At 62.6% G+C, this 16,604-nt stretch carries 16 protein-coding genes; 15 read left to right on the top strand and 1 reads right to left on the bottom strand.

What is annotated here, in order from left to right; genetic code table 11:
• The first annotated feature begins 1 nt into the window (after position 1).
• The 15 genes from FQU74_RS05280 (at position 2) to FQU74_RS05350 (ending at position 14,969) form a co-directional block, all read left to right on the top strand.
• Complete coding sequence (locus FQU74_RS05280; RefSeq protein WP_146285371.1) at positions 2–358, top strand: hypothetical protein; 357 nt, start codon at positions 2–4, stop codon at positions 356–358.
• 57 nt (positions 359–415) lie between these two features.
• Positions 416–2,425, top strand: a complete 2,010-nt coding sequence (gene nuoG / locus FQU74_RS05285) for an NADH-quinone oxidoreductase subunit NuoG (protein WP_146285372.1) — start codon at positions 416–418, stop codon at positions 2,423–2,425.
• Positions 2,426–2,428: 3 nt separating this feature from the next.
• Complete coding sequence (locus FQU74_RS05290) at positions 2,429–2,860, top strand: hypothetical protein (RefSeq protein ID WP_146285373.1); 432 nt, start codon at positions 2,429–2,431, stop codon at positions 2,858–2,860.
• A 35-nt stretch (positions 2,861–2,895) separates the two neighbouring features.
• Positions 2,896–3,933: an NADH-quinone oxidoreductase subunit NuoH gene (nuoH, locus tag FQU74_RS05295; protein ID WP_146285374.1), complete on the top strand. Its 1,038-nt coding sequence runs from the start codon at positions 2,896–2,898 to the stop codon at positions 3,931–3,933.
• Between the two features lies 1 nt (position 3,934).
• Positions 3,935–4,438 carry an NADH-quinone oxidoreductase subunit NuoI gene (gene nuoI / locus FQU74_RS05300; protein ID WP_146285375.1) on the top strand — a complete coding sequence of 168 codons (504 nt, stop codon included), beginning with the start codon at positions 3,935–3,937 and terminating at the stop codon, positions 4,436–4,438.
• 18 nt (positions 4,439–4,456) lie between these two features.
• Positions 4,457–4,867: a carboxymuconolactone decarboxylase family protein gene (locus FQU74_RS05305; RefSeq protein ID WP_146285376.1), complete on the top strand. Its 411-nt coding sequence runs from the start codon at positions 4,457–4,459 to the stop codon at positions 4,865–4,867.
• Entirely contained in the window at positions 4,864–5,478 is a 615-nt protein-coding gene (locus FQU74_RS05310; protein WP_146285377.1) for an NADH-quinone oxidoreductase subunit J, read from the top strand. The genes FQU74_RS05305 and FQU74_RS05310 overlap by 4 nt, the downstream gene beginning before the upstream one ends.
• 27 nt (positions 5,479–5,505) lie before the next feature.
• Complete coding sequence (locus FQU74_RS05315) at positions 5,506–6,156, top strand: hypothetical protein (protein ID WP_146285378.1); 651 nt, start codon at positions 5,506–5,508, stop codon at positions 6,154–6,156.
• A gap of 74 nt (positions 6,157–6,230) precedes the next feature.
• A complete protein-coding gene (nuoK, locus tag FQU74_RS05320; RefSeq protein ID WP_146285379.1) occupies positions 6,231–6,536 on the top strand; it encodes an NADH-quinone oxidoreductase subunit NuoK in 306 nt (101 codons plus the stop codon).
• Between the two features lie 4 nt (positions 6,537–6,540).
• Positions 6,541–8,751, top strand: a complete 2,211-nt coding sequence (gene nuoL / locus FQU74_RS05325) for an NADH-quinone oxidoreductase subunit L (RefSeq protein ID WP_146285380.1) — start codon at positions 6,541–6,543, stop codon at positions 8,749–8,751.
• Positions 8,751–10,292: an NADH-quinone oxidoreductase subunit M gene (locus tag FQU74_RS05330; RefSeq protein ID WP_146285381.1), complete on the top strand. Its 1,542-nt coding sequence runs from the start codon at positions 8,751–8,753 to the stop codon at positions 10,290–10,292. The genes nuoL and FQU74_RS05330 overlap by 1 nt, the downstream gene beginning before the upstream one ends.
• A 9-nt stretch (positions 10,293–10,301) precedes the next feature.
• A complete protein-coding gene (nuoN, locus tag FQU74_RS05335) occupies positions 10,302–11,741 on the top strand; it encodes an NADH-quinone oxidoreductase subunit NuoN (protein ID WP_146285382.1) in 1,440 nt (479 codons plus the stop codon).
• Positions 11,701–12,501, top strand: a complete 801-nt coding sequence (locus tag FQU74_RS05340; RefSeq protein ID WP_146285383.1) for a biotin--[acetyl-CoA-carboxylase] ligase — start codon at positions 11,701–11,703, stop codon at positions 12,499–12,501. The genes nuoN and FQU74_RS05340 overlap by 41 nt, the downstream gene beginning before the upstream one ends.
• A 12-nt stretch (positions 12,502–12,513) precedes the next feature.
• Positions 12,514–13,293, top strand: coding sequence for a type III pantothenate kinase (locus FQU74_RS05345; protein WP_146285384.1), 780 nt, complete (start codon positions 12,514–12,516; stop codon positions 13,291–13,293).
• Positions 13,290–14,969: a ribonuclease J gene (locus FQU74_RS05350; protein ID WP_146285385.1), complete on the top strand. Its 1,680-nt coding sequence runs from the start codon at positions 13,290–13,292 to the stop codon at positions 14,967–14,969. Before FQU74_RS05345 ends, FQU74_RS05350 begins: the two co-directional genes overlap by 4 nt.
• Before the next feature lie 51 nt (positions 14,970–15,020).
• On the opposite strand, the gene FQU74_RS05355 is transcribed toward FQU74_RS05350, so the two are convergent.
• Positions 15,021–16,577, bottom strand: coding sequence for a DEAD/DEAH box helicase (locus FQU74_RS05355; RefSeq protein ID WP_146285386.1), 1,557 nt, complete (start codon positions 16,575–16,577; stop codon positions 15,021–15,023).
• Positions 16,578–16,604: the final 27 nt, after the last annotated feature.

The raw sequence follows: 16,604 nt of genomic DNA on the forward strand, positions 1-16,604 counted from the left end.
GATGAAGCTGGACGCGCTCTTCCTTGCGGGTGTAGCGACGGGCCTTTCGGCCTGTGCCGCAGCGCCTGCGCGTGCGCCGGAAGTGGCGGCAGAGACCGCGGCCTTTCCGGTCACGGTGGAGGGCGTGAGCTATCAGGCGATCGTTACCCCCGGCGCTTTCGGTCAGGCTTTGACAGGGGCCGGTGCGCAAACGGTGGCAGGACGCACCATCCGGGTTGCGCCCCTGGCCTATGATCAGGGCAAGCGCGCCAAGGATGTGGCGCAACGTGCCTGCGATCAGGCGCGCGGCCGGTTCCAGCCGCAGGCCCTGGGCCGGTTTGCCGGGAATGAGTGGATTTTCGAGGGGGGCTGTGCATGACCCCTTTCCAACAGATGACGGCGCGGGATCTCACCCGCAGTTCGGCGGAGTAAGCTGATGAGCAACCTCAAGAAAATCATCATCGACGGCATCGAGGTCGAAGTCGACGGCGCGATGACGATCATCCAGGCAGCCGAAGTCGCCGGGATCGAGATCCCGCGGTTCTGCTATCATGAGCGTCTGTCGATCGCGGGCAACTGCCGGATGTGTCTTGTCGAGGTTGTGGGCGGCCCGCCCAAGCCCGCCGCAAGCTGCGCCATGCAGGTGCGCGACCTGCGCCCCGGCCCGGAGGGACAACCGCCGGTCGTCAAGACCAACTCGCCGATGGTCAAGAAGGCGCGTGAGGGGGTGATGGAGTTCCTGCTCATCAACCACCCGCTCGACTGCCCGATCTGTGACCAGGGCGGCGAATGTGACCTGCAGGATCAGGCGATGGCCTATGGCGTGGATTTCAGCCGCTACCGCGAGCCGAAGCGCGCCTCCGAGAACCTGAACCTCGGCCCGCTGGTCAAGACCGAGATGACCCGCTGCATCAGCTGCACCCGCTGCGTGCGTTTCACGACCGAGGTCGCGGGCATCACCCAGATGGGCCAGACCGGGCGCGGTGAGGATAGCGAGATCACCTCGTATCTGAACATGACGCTGGACTCGAACCTTCAGGGCAACATCATCGACCTGTGCCCGGTTGGGGCGCTGACGTCCAAACCTTATGCCTTTACCGCCCGTCCGTGGGAGCTGACCAAGACCGAAAGCATCGACGTGATGGACGCGCTCGGCTCGAACATCCGTGTCGACACCAAGGGGCGCGAGGTCATGCGGATCGTGCCGCGCAACCATGATGGCGTGAACGAGGAATGGCTGAGCGACAAGTCGCGCTTCATCTGGGACGGCCTGCGCCGCCAGCGCCTTGACACGCCCTATATCCGCGAGAATGGCCGGCTGCGCAAAGCCAGCTGGGCCGAGGCGCTGTCGGCGGCTGCCGCCGCGATGAAGGGCAAGAAGGTAACTGGTCTTGTCGGCGATCTGGTGCCGGTCGAGGCGGCCTACAGCCTCAAGACGCTGGTTGAGTCGCTGGGCGGCACTGTCGAGTGCCGTGTGGATGGCGCGAAGCTGCCTGCGGGCAACCGTGCGGCCTATGTCGGAACGGCCACCATCGAGGACATCGACACCGCCAAGACCATCCTGCTGATCGGCACCAACCCGCGCACCGAGGCGCCGGTGCTGAATGCCCGTCTGCGCAAGGCATGGAGCCGCGGCGCGACCATCGGCCTGATCGGCGAACAGGTCGATCTGACCTATGACTATAAACACATGGGCAGCGACCGTGCCGCGCTGGTCAATCTGGTCGACCGCGTCACTGAGAAGCCCGACACTCTGGTCATCGTGGGGCAGGGTGCCCTGCTCGGTGCCGATGGTGAGGCGGTGCTGTCGCAGGCAATGGCCTATGCAACGGGCGCTGGCGCCAAGCTGCTGGTTCTGCACACCGCTGCGGGCCGTGTGGGGGCGATGGACGTCGGCTGCACCACGCAAGGTGGCCTCAAGGCCGCGACCGAAGGGGCAGAGGTCATCTATAACCTCGGTGCCGACGAGGTCGACATCGATGCAGGTGCCTTCGTGATCTACCAGGGCAGCCATGGCGACCGTGGGGCGCATCGCGCCGACATCATTCTGCCGGGTGCTGCCTACACCGAGGAGAACGGCCTGTTCGTGAACACCGAGGGCCGTCCGCAGCTTGCACTGCGCGCGGGCTTTGCACCGGGCGAGGCGAAAGAGAACTGGGCTGTCCTGCGCGCGCTGTCGGCTGAACTGGGCTCCACACTGGCCTGGGATAGCCTGGCCGAACTGCGCCGCTCGATCATCACCGTGCATCCGCACCTGGGGCGCATCGATCAGGTGGCCGCGAATGAGGGTGCGGCGCTGCCGCGCGCCAACCTCGGCAACGCGCCTTTCGGCCTTGCGATCAAGGACTTCTACCTGACCAACCCGATTGCACGGGCCTCGGCCCTGATGGGCGAGTTGCAGGCCATGGCGGTCGCGCGCGCGTCGACCCCGATGGCGGCGGAGTAAACCATGACGTCAGCCACCCTCCTTGCAGCGCTCTCCATCACCGCTTCGGCGGTGCTGGTGGGCTTTGCAGGCGGTGTGGCGGCCCAGACAACTGAGGCGACGGCAGAGCCGGAAGAGACCGTGCCGGTGGTCAAAAGCTATGACGGGATCCAGACCATTCTTCTGGACGACGATCTGGTCAGCTTTCGCCTTGGAATTACCGGTGGCCGTGTCGAGGATCTGGAGGCCTATGCGCGCTGCGCCGTGGCCCAGTATGCGCAGATCCGCGGCTATGGCTACGCACGACACATCCGCACCAATGTGGTGCGCAACATGAACAGGTGGAACGGCGACGCGGTCTTCATGATCTCGGCCGATCTGCCCCGCGGAATCAAGGTCATCACAGCCGGGGAAACCCTGGCAGAGTGCCGAAAACTTGAAATTCCGACGGTATGAACGAACGAGACTTGGGCTGAGGGACCAGAGGCAAAATGGCTGAATTTCTTCAAACGGGACTGGGGACGGCGCTGCTGATCGCGGCGCAGAGTCTTCTGGTCATCGCCTTCGTGATGATCTCGCTTCTGTTCCTCGTCTACGGCGACCGCAAGATCTGGGCGGCCGTGCAGATGCGGCGCGGGCCGAACGTGGTGGGGGCCTTTGGCCTGCTGCAATCGGTGGCGGACGCCCTGAAATATGTGGTGAAGGAAGTCGTGGTCCCGGCGGGTGCCGACCGGGCCGTGTTCTTCCTGGCGCCGATGCTGTCCTTCGTGCTGGCGATGATCGCCTGGGCGGTGATCCCGTTCAACGAGGGCTGGGTTCTGGCCGATATCAACGTGGCCATCCTCTATGTCTTCGCGATCTCCTCGCTTGAGGTCTATGGCGTGATCATGGGGGGGTGGGCGTCGAACTCCAAATACCCGTTCCTCGGCTCGCTGCGCTCGGCCGCGCAGATGATCTCGTACGAGGTGTCGCTGGGCCTGATCATCATCGGGATCATCATCTCTACCGGCTCGATGAACTTCTCCAACATCGTCGCGGCGCAGGATACCGGCTGGGGCCTCTTTGGCTGGTACTGGCTGCCGCACCTGCCGATGGTGGCGCTGTTCTTCATCTCGGCGCTGGCTGAGACCAACCGCCCGCCCTTTGACCTGCCTGAGGCGGAATCGGAACTGGTGGCCGGCTATCAGGTGGAATACTCGGCAACGCCGTTCCTGTTGTTCATGGCCGGCGAATACATCGCGATCTTCCTGATGTGCGCGCTGATCTCGCTGCTGTTCTTTGGCGGCTGGCTCTCGCCCATTCCGGGACTGCCGGACGGTCCGCTGTGGATGGTGGGCAAGATGGCGTTCTTCTTCTTCATGTTCGCCATGGTGAAGGCGATCGTGCCGCGCTATCGCTACGACCAGCTGATGCGGATCGGCTGGAAAGTCTTCCTGCCGCTGTCGCTCGCCTGGGTGGTGATCGTGGCGTTCCTTGCAAAATTCGAAGTTCTCGGCGGCTTCTGGGCTCGCTGGGCGATCGGGGGCTGAAATGGGCCAACAACGCGCAATCGACTTCAACCGGGCGGCCAAGTACTTTCTGCTGGTCGACTTCATCAAGGGTTTCGGTCTGGGGCTGAAGTACTTCTTCGCCCCCAAGGCGACGCTGAACTATCCGCATGAAAAGGGGCCGCTCTCGCCCCGCTTCCGCGGTGAACATGCGCTGCGCCGCTATCCGAACGGTGAGGAACGCTGCATCGCCTGCAAGCTCTGCGAGGCGATCTGTCCGGCGCAGGCCATCACCATCGATGCCGAACCGCGGGAGGACGGCAGCCGCCGCACCACGCGCTACGACATTGACATGACCAAATGCATCTACTGCGGCTTCTGCCAGGAGGCGTGCCCGGTCGATGCCATCGTCGAGGGTCCGAACTTCGAGTTCTCGACCGAGACGCGCGAGGAACTCTACTACACCAAGGAAAAGCTGCTCGATAACGGTGCCCGCTGGGAAGCCGAGATCGCGCGGAACCTTGAACTTGATGCCCCTTATCGGTAATCGGCGCGGGATACGGTCATGAACGAGGATTTCGCCAAGCTTTTCAAGACGATGATGGAGCAGAGCCAGGAAATGGTTCGCGCCTTCAACCCTGCGCTGGAAAGCCTGACGGTGAAAGGCCTCGAGAATTACTTCCCCACCATGACGAAAGACATGATGGAGATGTGGTTCGGCCGGACCTTCAACCGCGAGGGACTGGATGCCAAGACCCGGCTTCTGGTCACCATCGCGGCGCTGACCGTTCTTGGCGCGCATGCCGAACCGCAGCTGAAGCTTGCGATCCGTCATGCGCTTGAGGCGGGGGCCACCAAACGCGAGATCGCCGAGGTGATCTGGCAGATGAGCATGTTCGGCGGCGTGCCCGCCATGCAAAAGGCGCTTGAGCTTGCCCAGGCCGTCTTTGCGGAAACCGAGGAGAAAGCGCCATGAGCGTTGCGGATATCGCCTTCTTTTGCTTTGCCGTGGTGACGGTGACGGCGGGCCTTTTTGTCACCGTGTCGCGCAACCCCGTGCATTCGGTGCTGTGGCTGATCCTGGCCTTCCTCAGCTCGGCGGGCCTCTTCGTCCTTCTGGGGGCCGAGTTCGTGGCGATGCTGCTGATCATCGTCTACGTGGGCGCGGTCGCGGTTCTCTTCCTCTTCGTCGTCATGATGCTGGACGTCGACTTTGCCGAGTTGAAGGGCGAGATGGCACGCACCATGCCGCTGGCGCTGCTGATCGGGGTGATCATCATCCTGCAGTTTGGCATGGCCTATGCTGCATGGGTTCAGGCGGATGGCGCGCTTGGCCTGCGCCAGTCGGTGACGCCCGATGTGGCCGAGGTAGAGAATGCCAAGGCGCTCGGCCTGCTGATCTATGACAAGTACATCTACCTGTTCCAGGCTGCGGGGCTGGTGCTGCTGGTTGCCATGATCGGCGCCATCGTGTTGACGCTGCGCCACCGCAAGGACGTAAAGCGCCAGAACGTGCTGCACCAGATGTGGCGCGACCCGGCCAAGGCGATGGAGCTGAAAGACGTGAAGCCGGGGCAGGGGCTGTAAGGGCTAAGGGTTGAAAGGGTGACAACAATGTTGCGTTCGCTGCGAATGCTGGCCGTGATGACCGCGCTTTGCGTGGCATCCCTGCTTGCGTCAAGTCCGGCGAGCGCGAGCTTCGTGTGTGAAGTGGAGGTCGCTGACTATCCTTCTGACTTCGTGACTGAACACTTTGCTCATAACCCTGATGGGTCCTTTCACATCTTTGCTTACGATATCCGAAGGGACAACGGACGGCGCATCAAGTTGGAGAATGGCAAATACCTGGTTGTCAGCTATGTCGGTCAAGCGGTCGTGGATGTCGGGGGGGGACGAGTGGGTCAGGTGGTTTCTGGCCTCCCGGACGCTTCTTGTCCCAATGATGAGAGGTTGCTGTTCATCGATTGCACCACATCGGAAGCTATCTTGCTTGATGGTCGGTCCAAGAAAATCCCGGAAAGTTTGGAACGACTGTTGATGGGCGCGGGACGGCGTACTGTGCGCCAGATTCAGCCCCCCTATGGCCCGATTGGGTTAACTAAGGACATCACCGTGGGAGAAGTGGCCGCGATTGCGACCAAGCATGAAATCAGCTTTACCCGTGATCTCGAGGTGCTGAACGCGAACATTATCAAACGCATGCGCGTTAACCCCTATCAGGGCTGCAAGATTTTCTACCCGGACAGTCCGGGCGCAAAGCGCTGAACAGGCGCGAAACAGATACGGGGCCCTATGCCCCCGCATGAAAGACAAACGGGCAAACACCCGGAGGGACGAGAATGGTGGGACTTGAACATTACCTGATGGTGGCGGCGGCACTCTTCGTCATCGGCATCTTCGGCATCTTCCTCAACAGGAAGAACGTGATCGTCATCCTCATGTCGATCGAGCTCATGCTTCTGTCGGTGAACATCAACCTCGTCGCCTTTTCCAGCTTCCTGGGCGATCTGACGGGGCAGGTCTTCACCATGTTCGTGCTGACCGTCGCCGCCGCCGAGGCCGCGATCGGCCTTGCGATCCTGGTGAGCTTCTTCCGCACCCGCGGCACCATCGACGTCGAAGACGCCAACGTGATGAAAGGCTGAACGAATGGCCACGATCATTCTCCTCGCGCCCCTTGTCGGGGCCCTGATCTGCGGCTTCGGCTGGCGCTTCATCGGGGAAAAGGCCGCGCAGGTCTTTACCACCTCGATGATCTTCCTGGCGGCGTTCCTGTCCTGGATCATCTTCCTGGGTTTCGATGGCGAGACGCAGCACATCGTTCTTCTGCGCTGGATCGAAAGCGGCGCGCTTTCGACCGACTGGGGCATCCGGCTTGACCGGCTGACCGCCATCATGCTGGTCGTGGTGAACTCGGTCTCGGCGCTCGTGCACCTCTATAGCTTTGGCTACATGGCGCATGACGAAAACTGGCATGAAGGCGAGCACTACAAGGCGCGGTTCTTCGCCTACCTTTCGTTCTTCACCTTTGCCATGCTGACGCTTGTCACCTCGGACAACCTTGTCCAGATGTTCTTCGGCTGGGAAGGCGTGGGTGTCGCGTCCTACCTGCTGATTAGCTTCTACTACCGCAAGCCTTCGGCCAATGCCGCGGCGATGAAGGCCTTTGTTGTCAACCGCGTGGGTGACTTCGGCTTTGCGCTTGGTATCTTTGCGCTGTTCTATCTGACGGACTCGATCCGGCTGGATGACGTCTTCGCCGCCGCGCCGACGCTGGCGGAAACCAACCTCAGCTTCCTGTGGACCGAATGGAATGCCGCGAACCTGATCGGGGTTCTGCTCTTCATCGGGGCGATGGGCAAATCGGCGCAGCTTGGCCTGCACACCTGGCTTCCCGACGCGATGGAAGGCCCGACCCCGGTGTCGGCGCTGATCCACGCGGCGACCATGGTGACCGCGGGTGTGTTCCTCGTCTGCCGCATGTCGCCGCTTTACGAATATGCGCCGGATGCCAAGACGATGATCGTCGTCCTTGGGGCAACCACTGCCTTCTTCGCGGCAACCGTGGGGCTGGTGCAGAATGACATCAAGCGTGTGATCGCCTATTCGACCTGTTCTCAGCTTGGCTACATGTTTGTGGCGGCGGGTGTCGGCGTCTATTCGGTGGCCATGTTCCACCTGTTCACGCATGCCTTCTTCAAGGCCATGCTGTTCCTTGGCGCGGGTTCCGTGATCCACGCGACCCACCACGAGCAGGACATGCGGAACTACGGTGGCCTGCGCAAGAAGATCCCGGTGACGTTCTGGGCGATGATGATCGGCACGCTGGCCATCACGGGCGTGGGCATCCCGCTGACCCATTTCGGCTTTGCGGGCTTCCTGTCGAAGGACGCTGTGATCGAAAGTGCCTGGGTTGGCTCGCAATATGCCTTCTGGCTGCTCGTCGTCGCGGCCTGCTTCACCAGCTTCTATTCATGGCGCCTGATGTTCCTGACCTTCTACGGCGAAAGCCGCGCGAATGGTCATGCGCATGGCCACGATGCCCACGGGCATGACGATCATGGGCACGGCGATCACGGGCATGGGCATCATGAGCCGCATGAAAGCCCGATGGTCATGTTGATCCCGCTGGGCGTGCTGGCCCTTGGCGCGATCTTCTCGGGTATGCTGTGGTACAACGTCTTCTTCGGGGACGAGGCGAAGATGCGCAGCTGGTTCGGGATGGAGGCGGCTGTCGAGCATGCCGCCGCTGAGGGTGAACACGCGGCCCCTGCGGAAGGTGAGGGCCACGCCGCTCCTGCCGCGACCGAGGATCACGCGGCCACCACGCCGACCGAGGATAACGCCGCACCTGCCGCGACTGACGCCCATGCCGCACCGGCAGAGGCGCATGCCGCCGCCGCCGCGCCGAAGGGGGCGATCTATCTGGGGGCAGACAATCACATGATCCATGCCGCGCATGAAGCGCCGACCTGGGTCAAGGTCTCGCCGTTCATCGCGATGCTGATCGGTTTCTTCACGGCTTGGGTCTTCTATATCAAGAACCCGCAGCTGCCGAAGCGACTGGCTGCGGCACAGCGTCCGCTCTACGAATTCCTGCTGAACAAGTGGTACTTCGACGAGCTTTACAACGCGGTCTTTGTCGGACCCGCCCGCTGGCTGGGCAACTTCCTGTGGAAGAAGGGTGACGGCAAGGTCATCGACGGTTCGCTGAACGGCGTCGCTATGGGGCTGATCCCGGCTGTGACCCGCGCCATCAACCGGATGCAATCCGGCTATATCTTCCACTACGCTTTCGCCATGGTTCTGGGCATCGCCGCCCTGATCACCTGGATGTCGCTCTCGGGGGGCGCTCACTAATGGAAAACCTCCTTTCCATCATCACCTTCATCCCGGCGGTCGCCGCGGCGATCCTCGCGCTGTTCCTGCGCGGGAACGATGCGGCGGCGCAGCGCAACGCCAAATGGGTTGCGCTCTTTGCCACGGTCTTCACGTTCCTCGTGTCGCTTTTTGTTCTGGCGGGTTTTGATCCGGCGAACACCGGCATGCAGTTTGTCGAGGACCGTGAATGGATCATGGGCCTACACTACAAGATGGGCGTTGACGGCATCTCGGTTCTGTTCGTGATGCTGACGACGTTCCTGATGCCGGTCACGATTGCTGCCTGCTGGGGTGTCGAGCACCGCACCAAGGAATACATGATCGCCTTCCTGATGCTGGAAACGCTCATGCTGGGCGTGTTCATGGCGCTGGATCTGGTGCTGTTCTACCTGTTCTTCGAAGCGGGCCTGATCCCGATGTTCCTGATCATCGGGATCTGGGGGGGCAAGGATCGCATCTATGCCTCGTTCAAGTTCTTCCTCTACACCTTCCTCGGCTCGGTGCTGATGCTGGTCGCGATGGTGGCGATGTATGTTGACGCTGGAACCACCGATATCGTCGCGCTGATGGATCACACCTTCGCGTCCGAGACGCTCTCGGTCGCCGGTATCCAGGTGATCGGAGGTCTGCAGACGCTGCTGTTCCTTGCCTTCTTCGCAAGCTTCGCCGTGAAGATGCCGATGTGGCCGGTTCACACCTGGCTGCCGGACGCCCACGTGCAAGCACCGACCGCGGGCTCGGTCGTGCTGGCCGCGATCCTGTTGAAGATGGGGGGCTATGGCTTCCTGCGATTCAGCCTGCCGATGTTCCCGGTTGGCGCCGACGTGATGACGCCGCTTGTTCTGTGGATGTCGGCGATTGCGATCGTCTACACCTCGCTCGTCGCGCTGGCGCAGCAGGACATGAAGAAGCTGATCGCCTACTCCTCGGTCGCGCACATGGGCTATGTGACCATGGGGATATTCGCGGCGAACCAGCAGGGTGTTGACGGTGCGATCTTTCAGATGCTCTCGCACGGCTTCATCTCGGGTGCGCTCTTCCTTTGCGTCGGCGTGATCTACGACCGGATGCATACGCGTGACATTGACGCTTATGGTGGCCTTGTCATCCGCATGCCCGCCTATGCGCTGATCTTCATGTTCTTCACCATGGCGAACGTGGGTCTGCCCGGCACCAGCGGGTTCATCGGCGAATTCCTGACGCTGATGGGCATCTTCCAGGTGAACACCTGGGTTGCCGCGGTCGCCACCTCGGGCGTGATCTTCTCGGCGGCATATGCGCTCTACCTCTATCGTCGCGTCGTGTTTGGCGATCTGGTCAAGGAAGCGCTGAAGTCGATCACCGATATGGACATCCGTGAACGGGTCATCTTTGCACCGCTGGTTGTGATGACGCTGCTTCTGGGTGTCTACCCGTCCCTGGTGACCGACATCATCGGCCCCTCGGTCGAGGCGCTGGTTACTGAATATCATGCTGCGATCCCCGCGTCTGTCGACGTGGCGGAAGCAGCTTCGCACTGAGGGCCCGCCATGATCGGCACCGATATCCAAATCATCCTGCCCGAGCTGCTGCTTGCGGTCTTTGCCATGGCGGCGCTGCTCTTCGGCGTCTACACCTCGCAGGACAAGGCGGCGCGGGTGATCACCTGGGCCACCGGCATTGTCTTTCTGGTCCTGGCCTTCTGGATCGGCGTGAACGGCGCGGGTGAGCGGACAGCCTTTGGCGGCATGTTCATCGACGACCCCTTCGCGCGCTTCGCGAAGGTCACCATCCTGTTGTCGGCCGCAGCCGTACTACTGATGAGCTTCGAGACGATGAACCGCCGCGGCATCGCGCGGTTCGAGTATCCGATCCTTGTCGCACTCGCGACCGTCGGCATGATGATGATGGTCTCGGCGGGCGACCTCATGGCGCTCTACGTCGGGCTGGAGCTGCAGTCGCTGGCGCTTTACGTCATCGCCTCGTTCCGCCGCGACAGCGCGAAGTCAACCGAGGCGGGTCTGAAGTACTTCGTGTTGGGTTCGATGTCCTCGGGCCTTCTGCTCTACGGTGCGTCGCTGACCTATGGCTATGCGGGCACGACGCTCTTCTCGGGGATCCTGTCCACGCTGGGCGAGGATATGCCGCTCGGTCTGCTGTTCGGTCTGGTCTTCATGCTCTCGGGCCTTGCCTTCAAGGTCTCGGCCGCTCCCTTCCACATGTGGACGCCCGACGTCTACGAAGGCTCGCCCACGCCTGTGACCGCCTTCTTCGCCACCGCGCCGAAAATGGCCGCCATGGCGCTGCTTGCACGGCTTGCGCATGACAGCTTTGGCGGTGCCGTGCATGACTGGCAACAGGTGGTCGTGGCGATGGCGCTGCTGTCGATGTTCGTGGGCGCCATTGCCGCCATCGGACAGCGCGACATCAAGCGTCTGATGGCCTATTCCTCGATCGCGCATATGGGTTATGCCCTGTTGGGTCTGGCCGCGGGCACTGCCTATGGCGTGCAGTCGATGCTGGTTTACATGGCGATCTATGTCACCATGAACATCGGGACCTTCGCCTTTATCCTGTCGATGGAGCGCGACGGCAAGCCGGTGTCGGACATCGCCTCGCTGAACATGCTGTCGAAGCGTGAGCCGATGAAAGCTTATGCGCTGCTCGTCCTGATGTTCAGCCTTGCAGGTGTGCCGCCGTTCATCGGCTTCTTCGCCAAGTTCGCCGTTCTGACGGCGGCGGTCGAGGCGGGTCTGACCTGGGCCGCCGTTGCCGGCGTGATCGCCTCGGTGATCGGTGCGTTCTACTATCTGCGCATCGTCTACTTCACCTTCTTCGGCGCGGATACCGACGGTGCCGACAGCCGGATGGATGCGGTGCAGTGGCTGGTCTTCGTCGCTGCCGTTCTGGTGGTGGCGGGCGGCGCGGCTGTGTCGCTGTTCGGGATCGATGGCTCGGCCGCAATCGCGGCAGAAGCCCTTGTCCGCTGATCCTGCAGGTGCCGCTCCATGGCCCCTTGGGGTCGGGCGGCACCTACTCGACGTTGTTGACAGCACAAATGCCCATGCGGCCTCTCTCGCGCCGGATCTGACAGGTCCGGCGTGGGTTTTGGCGGCGGAGCAGACGGCAGGCCGGGGCAGGCGGGGCCGTCCATGGCAAAGCCCACGCGGCAACTTCTACGGCAGCTTGGTGATGAAGCCGGAAGGCGCGGCCGATCAGGCCTCGCTGCGCAGCTTCATCGCCGCACTTGCGCTCTATGACGCCTGCGCCGAGTTGACCGGAGTTCCGCAGGCGTTCTCGCTGAAGTGGCCGAACGATGTTCTGCTGAATGGCGGCAAGCTTGCCGGGATCCTGTTGGAGAGCACCGGGGCGGCGGGACGGGTCAGCCATCTGGTGATCGGGATCGGGGTCAACCTGATCGCGGCGCCGCCGGTCGAGACGGTCGAGCCCGGTGCGGTCACCCCGGTCAGCCTGCTTGCGGAAACCGGGGTCCGCATCACGCCCGAGAACTTCCTGACCCATCTCGCCGCGTCCTTCGCGCAGTGGGAGGAGACGTTTCAGCGCCAGGGCTTTGCCCCGATCCGCGAGGTCTGGCTTGATCGCGCTGCCCGGTTGGGGGAACCTGTGCGGGCCCGGACCGGCACGCGTGAGCGCAGAGGCATCTTTGAAACCATCGACGCAACGGGCGCGCTGGTTCTGAACATCGACGGCCAGCGCGAGGCAATCCCCGCGGCCGAGGTCTTTTTCTGAAAGAGGTCGCCCATGCTGTTGGCAATCGACTGCGGCAATACCAACACCGTCTTTTCTATCTGGGATGGAGAGCAGTTTCTGGCGACATGGCGCATCGCATCGGATCACAAACGGACGGCGGACGAATACTACGTCTGGCTGCAGACGTTGATGACGCTAAAAAAACTGGATGTGGTGATATCCGAGGCGATCATCTCATCGACCGTGCCGCGGGTCGTCTTCAACCTTCGCGTGCTCTGCAACCGCTATTTCGACTGCCGCCCGCTGGTGGTGGGCAAGCCGGAATGTGCGCTTCCTGTTGCGCCGCGCGTGGACCAAGGGACGACCGTCGGGCCTGACCGGCTGGTGAACACCGTGGCAGGCTTCGACCGCCATGCCGGTGACCTGATCGTCGTGGATTTTGGTACCGCGACGACCTTTGACGTGGTCGATATCGACGGTGCCTATATCGGCGGCGTGATCGCCCCCGGCGTGAACCTGAGCCTTGAGGCGCTGCATATGGCGGCGGCAGCCTTGCCGCATGTGGATGTCACGAAACCTGCATCTGCCATTGGCACGAATACGGTGGCCTGCATGCAGGCGGGCGTGTATTGGGGATACATCGGCCTCGTCGAGGGTATCGTGCGGCAGATCCGGGCCGAGCGCGAGCGCCCGATGAAGGTTATTGCGACCGGGGGTCTTGCCCCCCTGTTCCAGCAGGGAACCGAACTATTTGACTCGGTGGAGGACGATCTGACCATGCATGGCCTCGTTCTCATCCACCGCTACAACAAGGAACTGGAAACCGCATGAGCGTGAGCAACCGCCTGATCTATCTGCCTCTTGGCGGCGCCGGCGAGATCGGGATGAACACCTATGTCTATGGGTATGGCCCCGAGGACCGTGAGCGGCTGATCGTCGTCGATCTGGGGGTGACCTTTGCCGATATGGGCACGACGCCGGGCATCGACCTGATCATGGCTGATGTGTCCTGGCTGGAAGAGCGTGCCGACCGGATCGAGGCGATCTTCATCACCCATGCGCATGAAGACCATATCGGCGCGCTTGGGCATCTGTGGCCCCGGCTGAAGAAGCGCGTCTACGCCCGCCGCTTTACCGCCGCGATTGGGCGGCTCAAGTTCGACGAGCTTGGCCTGCCGACCGACGTGATCCAGACGGTCGCATCGCGCCCCGAAACCATCGAGGCAGGCCCGTTCCGTGTGCAGTTCGTGCCGGTCGCCCATTCCATCCCCGAAAGTGCTGCTCTGATCATCGACACACCCGCCGGGCGGATCGTCCATTCGGGCGACTTCAAGCTCGACCCCACCCCCATCGTGGGTGAGGGGTGGAGCGAGGTGCTGTTCCGCGAAATCGCGGCAGAGACGCCGGTGAAGGCGCTGATGTGCGATTCCACCAACGTCTTTTCGCCGCACGCCGGCCGGTCAGAGGCAAGCCTTGCCGACCCGATCCATGGGCTGATCGCGGGCGCGGGTGGGCTTGTGGTGGCGACGACCTTTGCCTCGAACGTCGCGCGGCTAAAGACACTTGCCGAGGCGGGCCGGGCGGCGGGCCGTTCGGTCTGTCTTCTGGGCCGGGCCATGCAGCGCATGGTGAAGGTGGCCGAAGAAACCGGCGTCCTGACCGACTTCCCCTCCACCATTCCGGTTGAGCAGGCGGTTGAGGTGTCGCGCCAGAACCTGATGCTGATCGTGACCGGCAGTCAGGGCGAACGCCGCGCGGCAACCGCGCAGCTTTCCCGGGGCAAGTACCTGGGGATGGAGCTGAAAGAGGGCGACCTCTTCCTCTTTTCCTCCAAGACCATTCCGGGGAACGAACGTGATGTGCTGCGCATCATGAACGCCTTCTCGGAAATGGGCGTCGATGTGATGGACGATGCAGGCGGGCGCTATCATGTGTCGGGCCACGCGAACCGGCCGGATCTGGAGTTGATGCACGAGATCATCAAGCCCCAGATGCTGATCCCGATGCACGGCGAGCACCGCCACCTGCGCGAGCATGTGAAGCTGGGTGCCACACGTGGCATCGTGGGCGAGATTGCGACCAATGGCATGATGATCGACCTGACGGGCGACCGTCCCGAGGTGGCCGAATACGTTGATGTCGGCCGCGTCTATCTGGATGGCTCGGTGCTGATTGGTGCGATGGATGGGGTGGTGCGTGACCGTATCCGCCTTGCGCTGAACGGCCATGCGATGGTCAGCGTGATCCTTGACGAGAACGATGATCCATTGGGCGATGCCTGGGTCGAACTGATGGGCCTGCCCGAGATTGGCCGCAGTGAAAAGCCGCTTGCAGACCTGATGGAGACGGAACTGACCGAAGTTCTGGGCTCTGCCCCCGCCAAGGTCATGCGCGACGATGACAAGCTGGAAGAGACGGTGCGCCGGATCATCCGTCAGGTCGCCGTCGAAGAGATCGGCAAGAAACCCGAGGTTACAGTGGTCGTCAGCCGGCTTGCCGAGGAGTGACCGGCAAAAGACCGAACCGTAAATGACAAGGGGCGCCGAAGCGCCCCTTTTTCATTCTGCGTTTGCGTCTTCTGGCGTCGGCGCCTCAAGTTCGGGCTCGTCTGCCACATGGCGCTCGACCAGCTTGAAGCTGCGCAGGATAAAGTCGGGGACGTGGTCGCCCATACCCACCACACGGTCATCGCGATCGTGCCGATTGCGGTCACGACGATCATCGCGGCGATCATCCCGCCGCTCCTCGCGCCGTTCTTCGCGGTGGTGCGGATGCGGGCTGGTGCCATGGTGATGCACATGCGGCGCGGGTGCTGCGGCCGCCGGACGGGGCGCGCGCTCTTCCCGGCGCTCTTCGCGGCGGTCGTCACGTTTTTCCTCGCGCGGGGCCTCGGCGGGCTTGCTCTTGCCCCGGCGATCATCGCGGCGCTCACGCTCGGCACGTTCACGCGGTTCGGGCAGGGCGAATCCTTCGGGCAGGGTGCCGCGCGGGATCTGTTGCTTGACCAGATTCTCGATGCTGGTCAGATATTTGTCGTCAAAGGGCGTCGCGATGGAAAACGCTTTGCCCTTGCGTCCTGCGCGCCCGGTGCGGCCAATCCGGTGGACGTAATCTTCGGGGTGGCTGGGCAAGTCAAAGTTGAACACATGGCTGACGGACGGAATGTCGAGCCCACGCGCCGCCACGTCCGAGGCCACCAGCAACTGCAATGATCCATCGCGGAAACCATCCAGCGTCTTGGTGCGCTGCGACTGGTCCAGATCACCATGGATCGGGGCAGCGTTGAATCCATGCGCCTTCAGCGACTTGGCGACCACGTCCACATCCATCTTGCGGTTGCAGAAGATGATCGCGTTGGTGCAGCTTTCGCCCTCGGCCTTGATCAGCGCGCGCAGAACGGCGCGCTTCTCGGCAAAGCTGCGGTCCTTGCGCGAGGGCGTGAACTGGATCAGCGCCTGCTCGATCGTCTCGGATGTGGTCGACTGGCGTGCGACCTCGATCTTGACGGGGTTGGACAGGAAGGTCTTGGTGATCCGCTCGATCTCGGGCGCCATGGTCGCCGAGAAGAAGAAGGTCTGCCGGGTAAAGGGCGTCAGGTTGAAGATGCGTTCGATGTCGGGGATGAACCCCATGTCGAGCATCCGGTCGGCCTCGTCCACCACCATGATCTGAACGCCGGTCAGCAACAGCTTGCCGCGTTCGAAGTGGTCAAGCAGCCGACCCGGAGTTGCGATCAGCACATCGACGCCGCGGTCAATGAGCTTGTCCTGCTCGCCAAAAGCCACGCCACCAATCAGCAGCGCCTTGGTCAGCTTGGTGTGCTTGGCGTAGGTGTCGAAGTTCTCGGCCACCTGTGCAGCCAGTTCGCGCGTGGGACACAGCACGAGGCTGCGCGGCATGCGCGCCCGCGCACGACCTTGTCCCAGCAGGGTGATCATCGGCAGCGAGAAGCTGGCGGTCTTGCCCGTTCCCGTCTGGGCGATGCCCAATACGTCGCGACCTTCCAAAGCGGGCGGAATCGCCTGCGCCTGAATGGGGGTGGGGGTTTCGTAGCCGGTATCTGCCACGGCTTGCAGCACGCGCGGATCCAGCGCGAGGTCGGAAAACTTGGTCATCAGCGTCCTGTCACGGCGGGATCGGCC

The sequence above is a fragment of the Gemmobacter aquaticus genome (genome assembly GCF_007859075.1).
Lineage (GTDB): Bacteria > Pseudomonadota > Alphaproteobacteria > Rhodobacterales > Rhodobacteraceae > Gemmobacter > Gemmobacter aquaticus.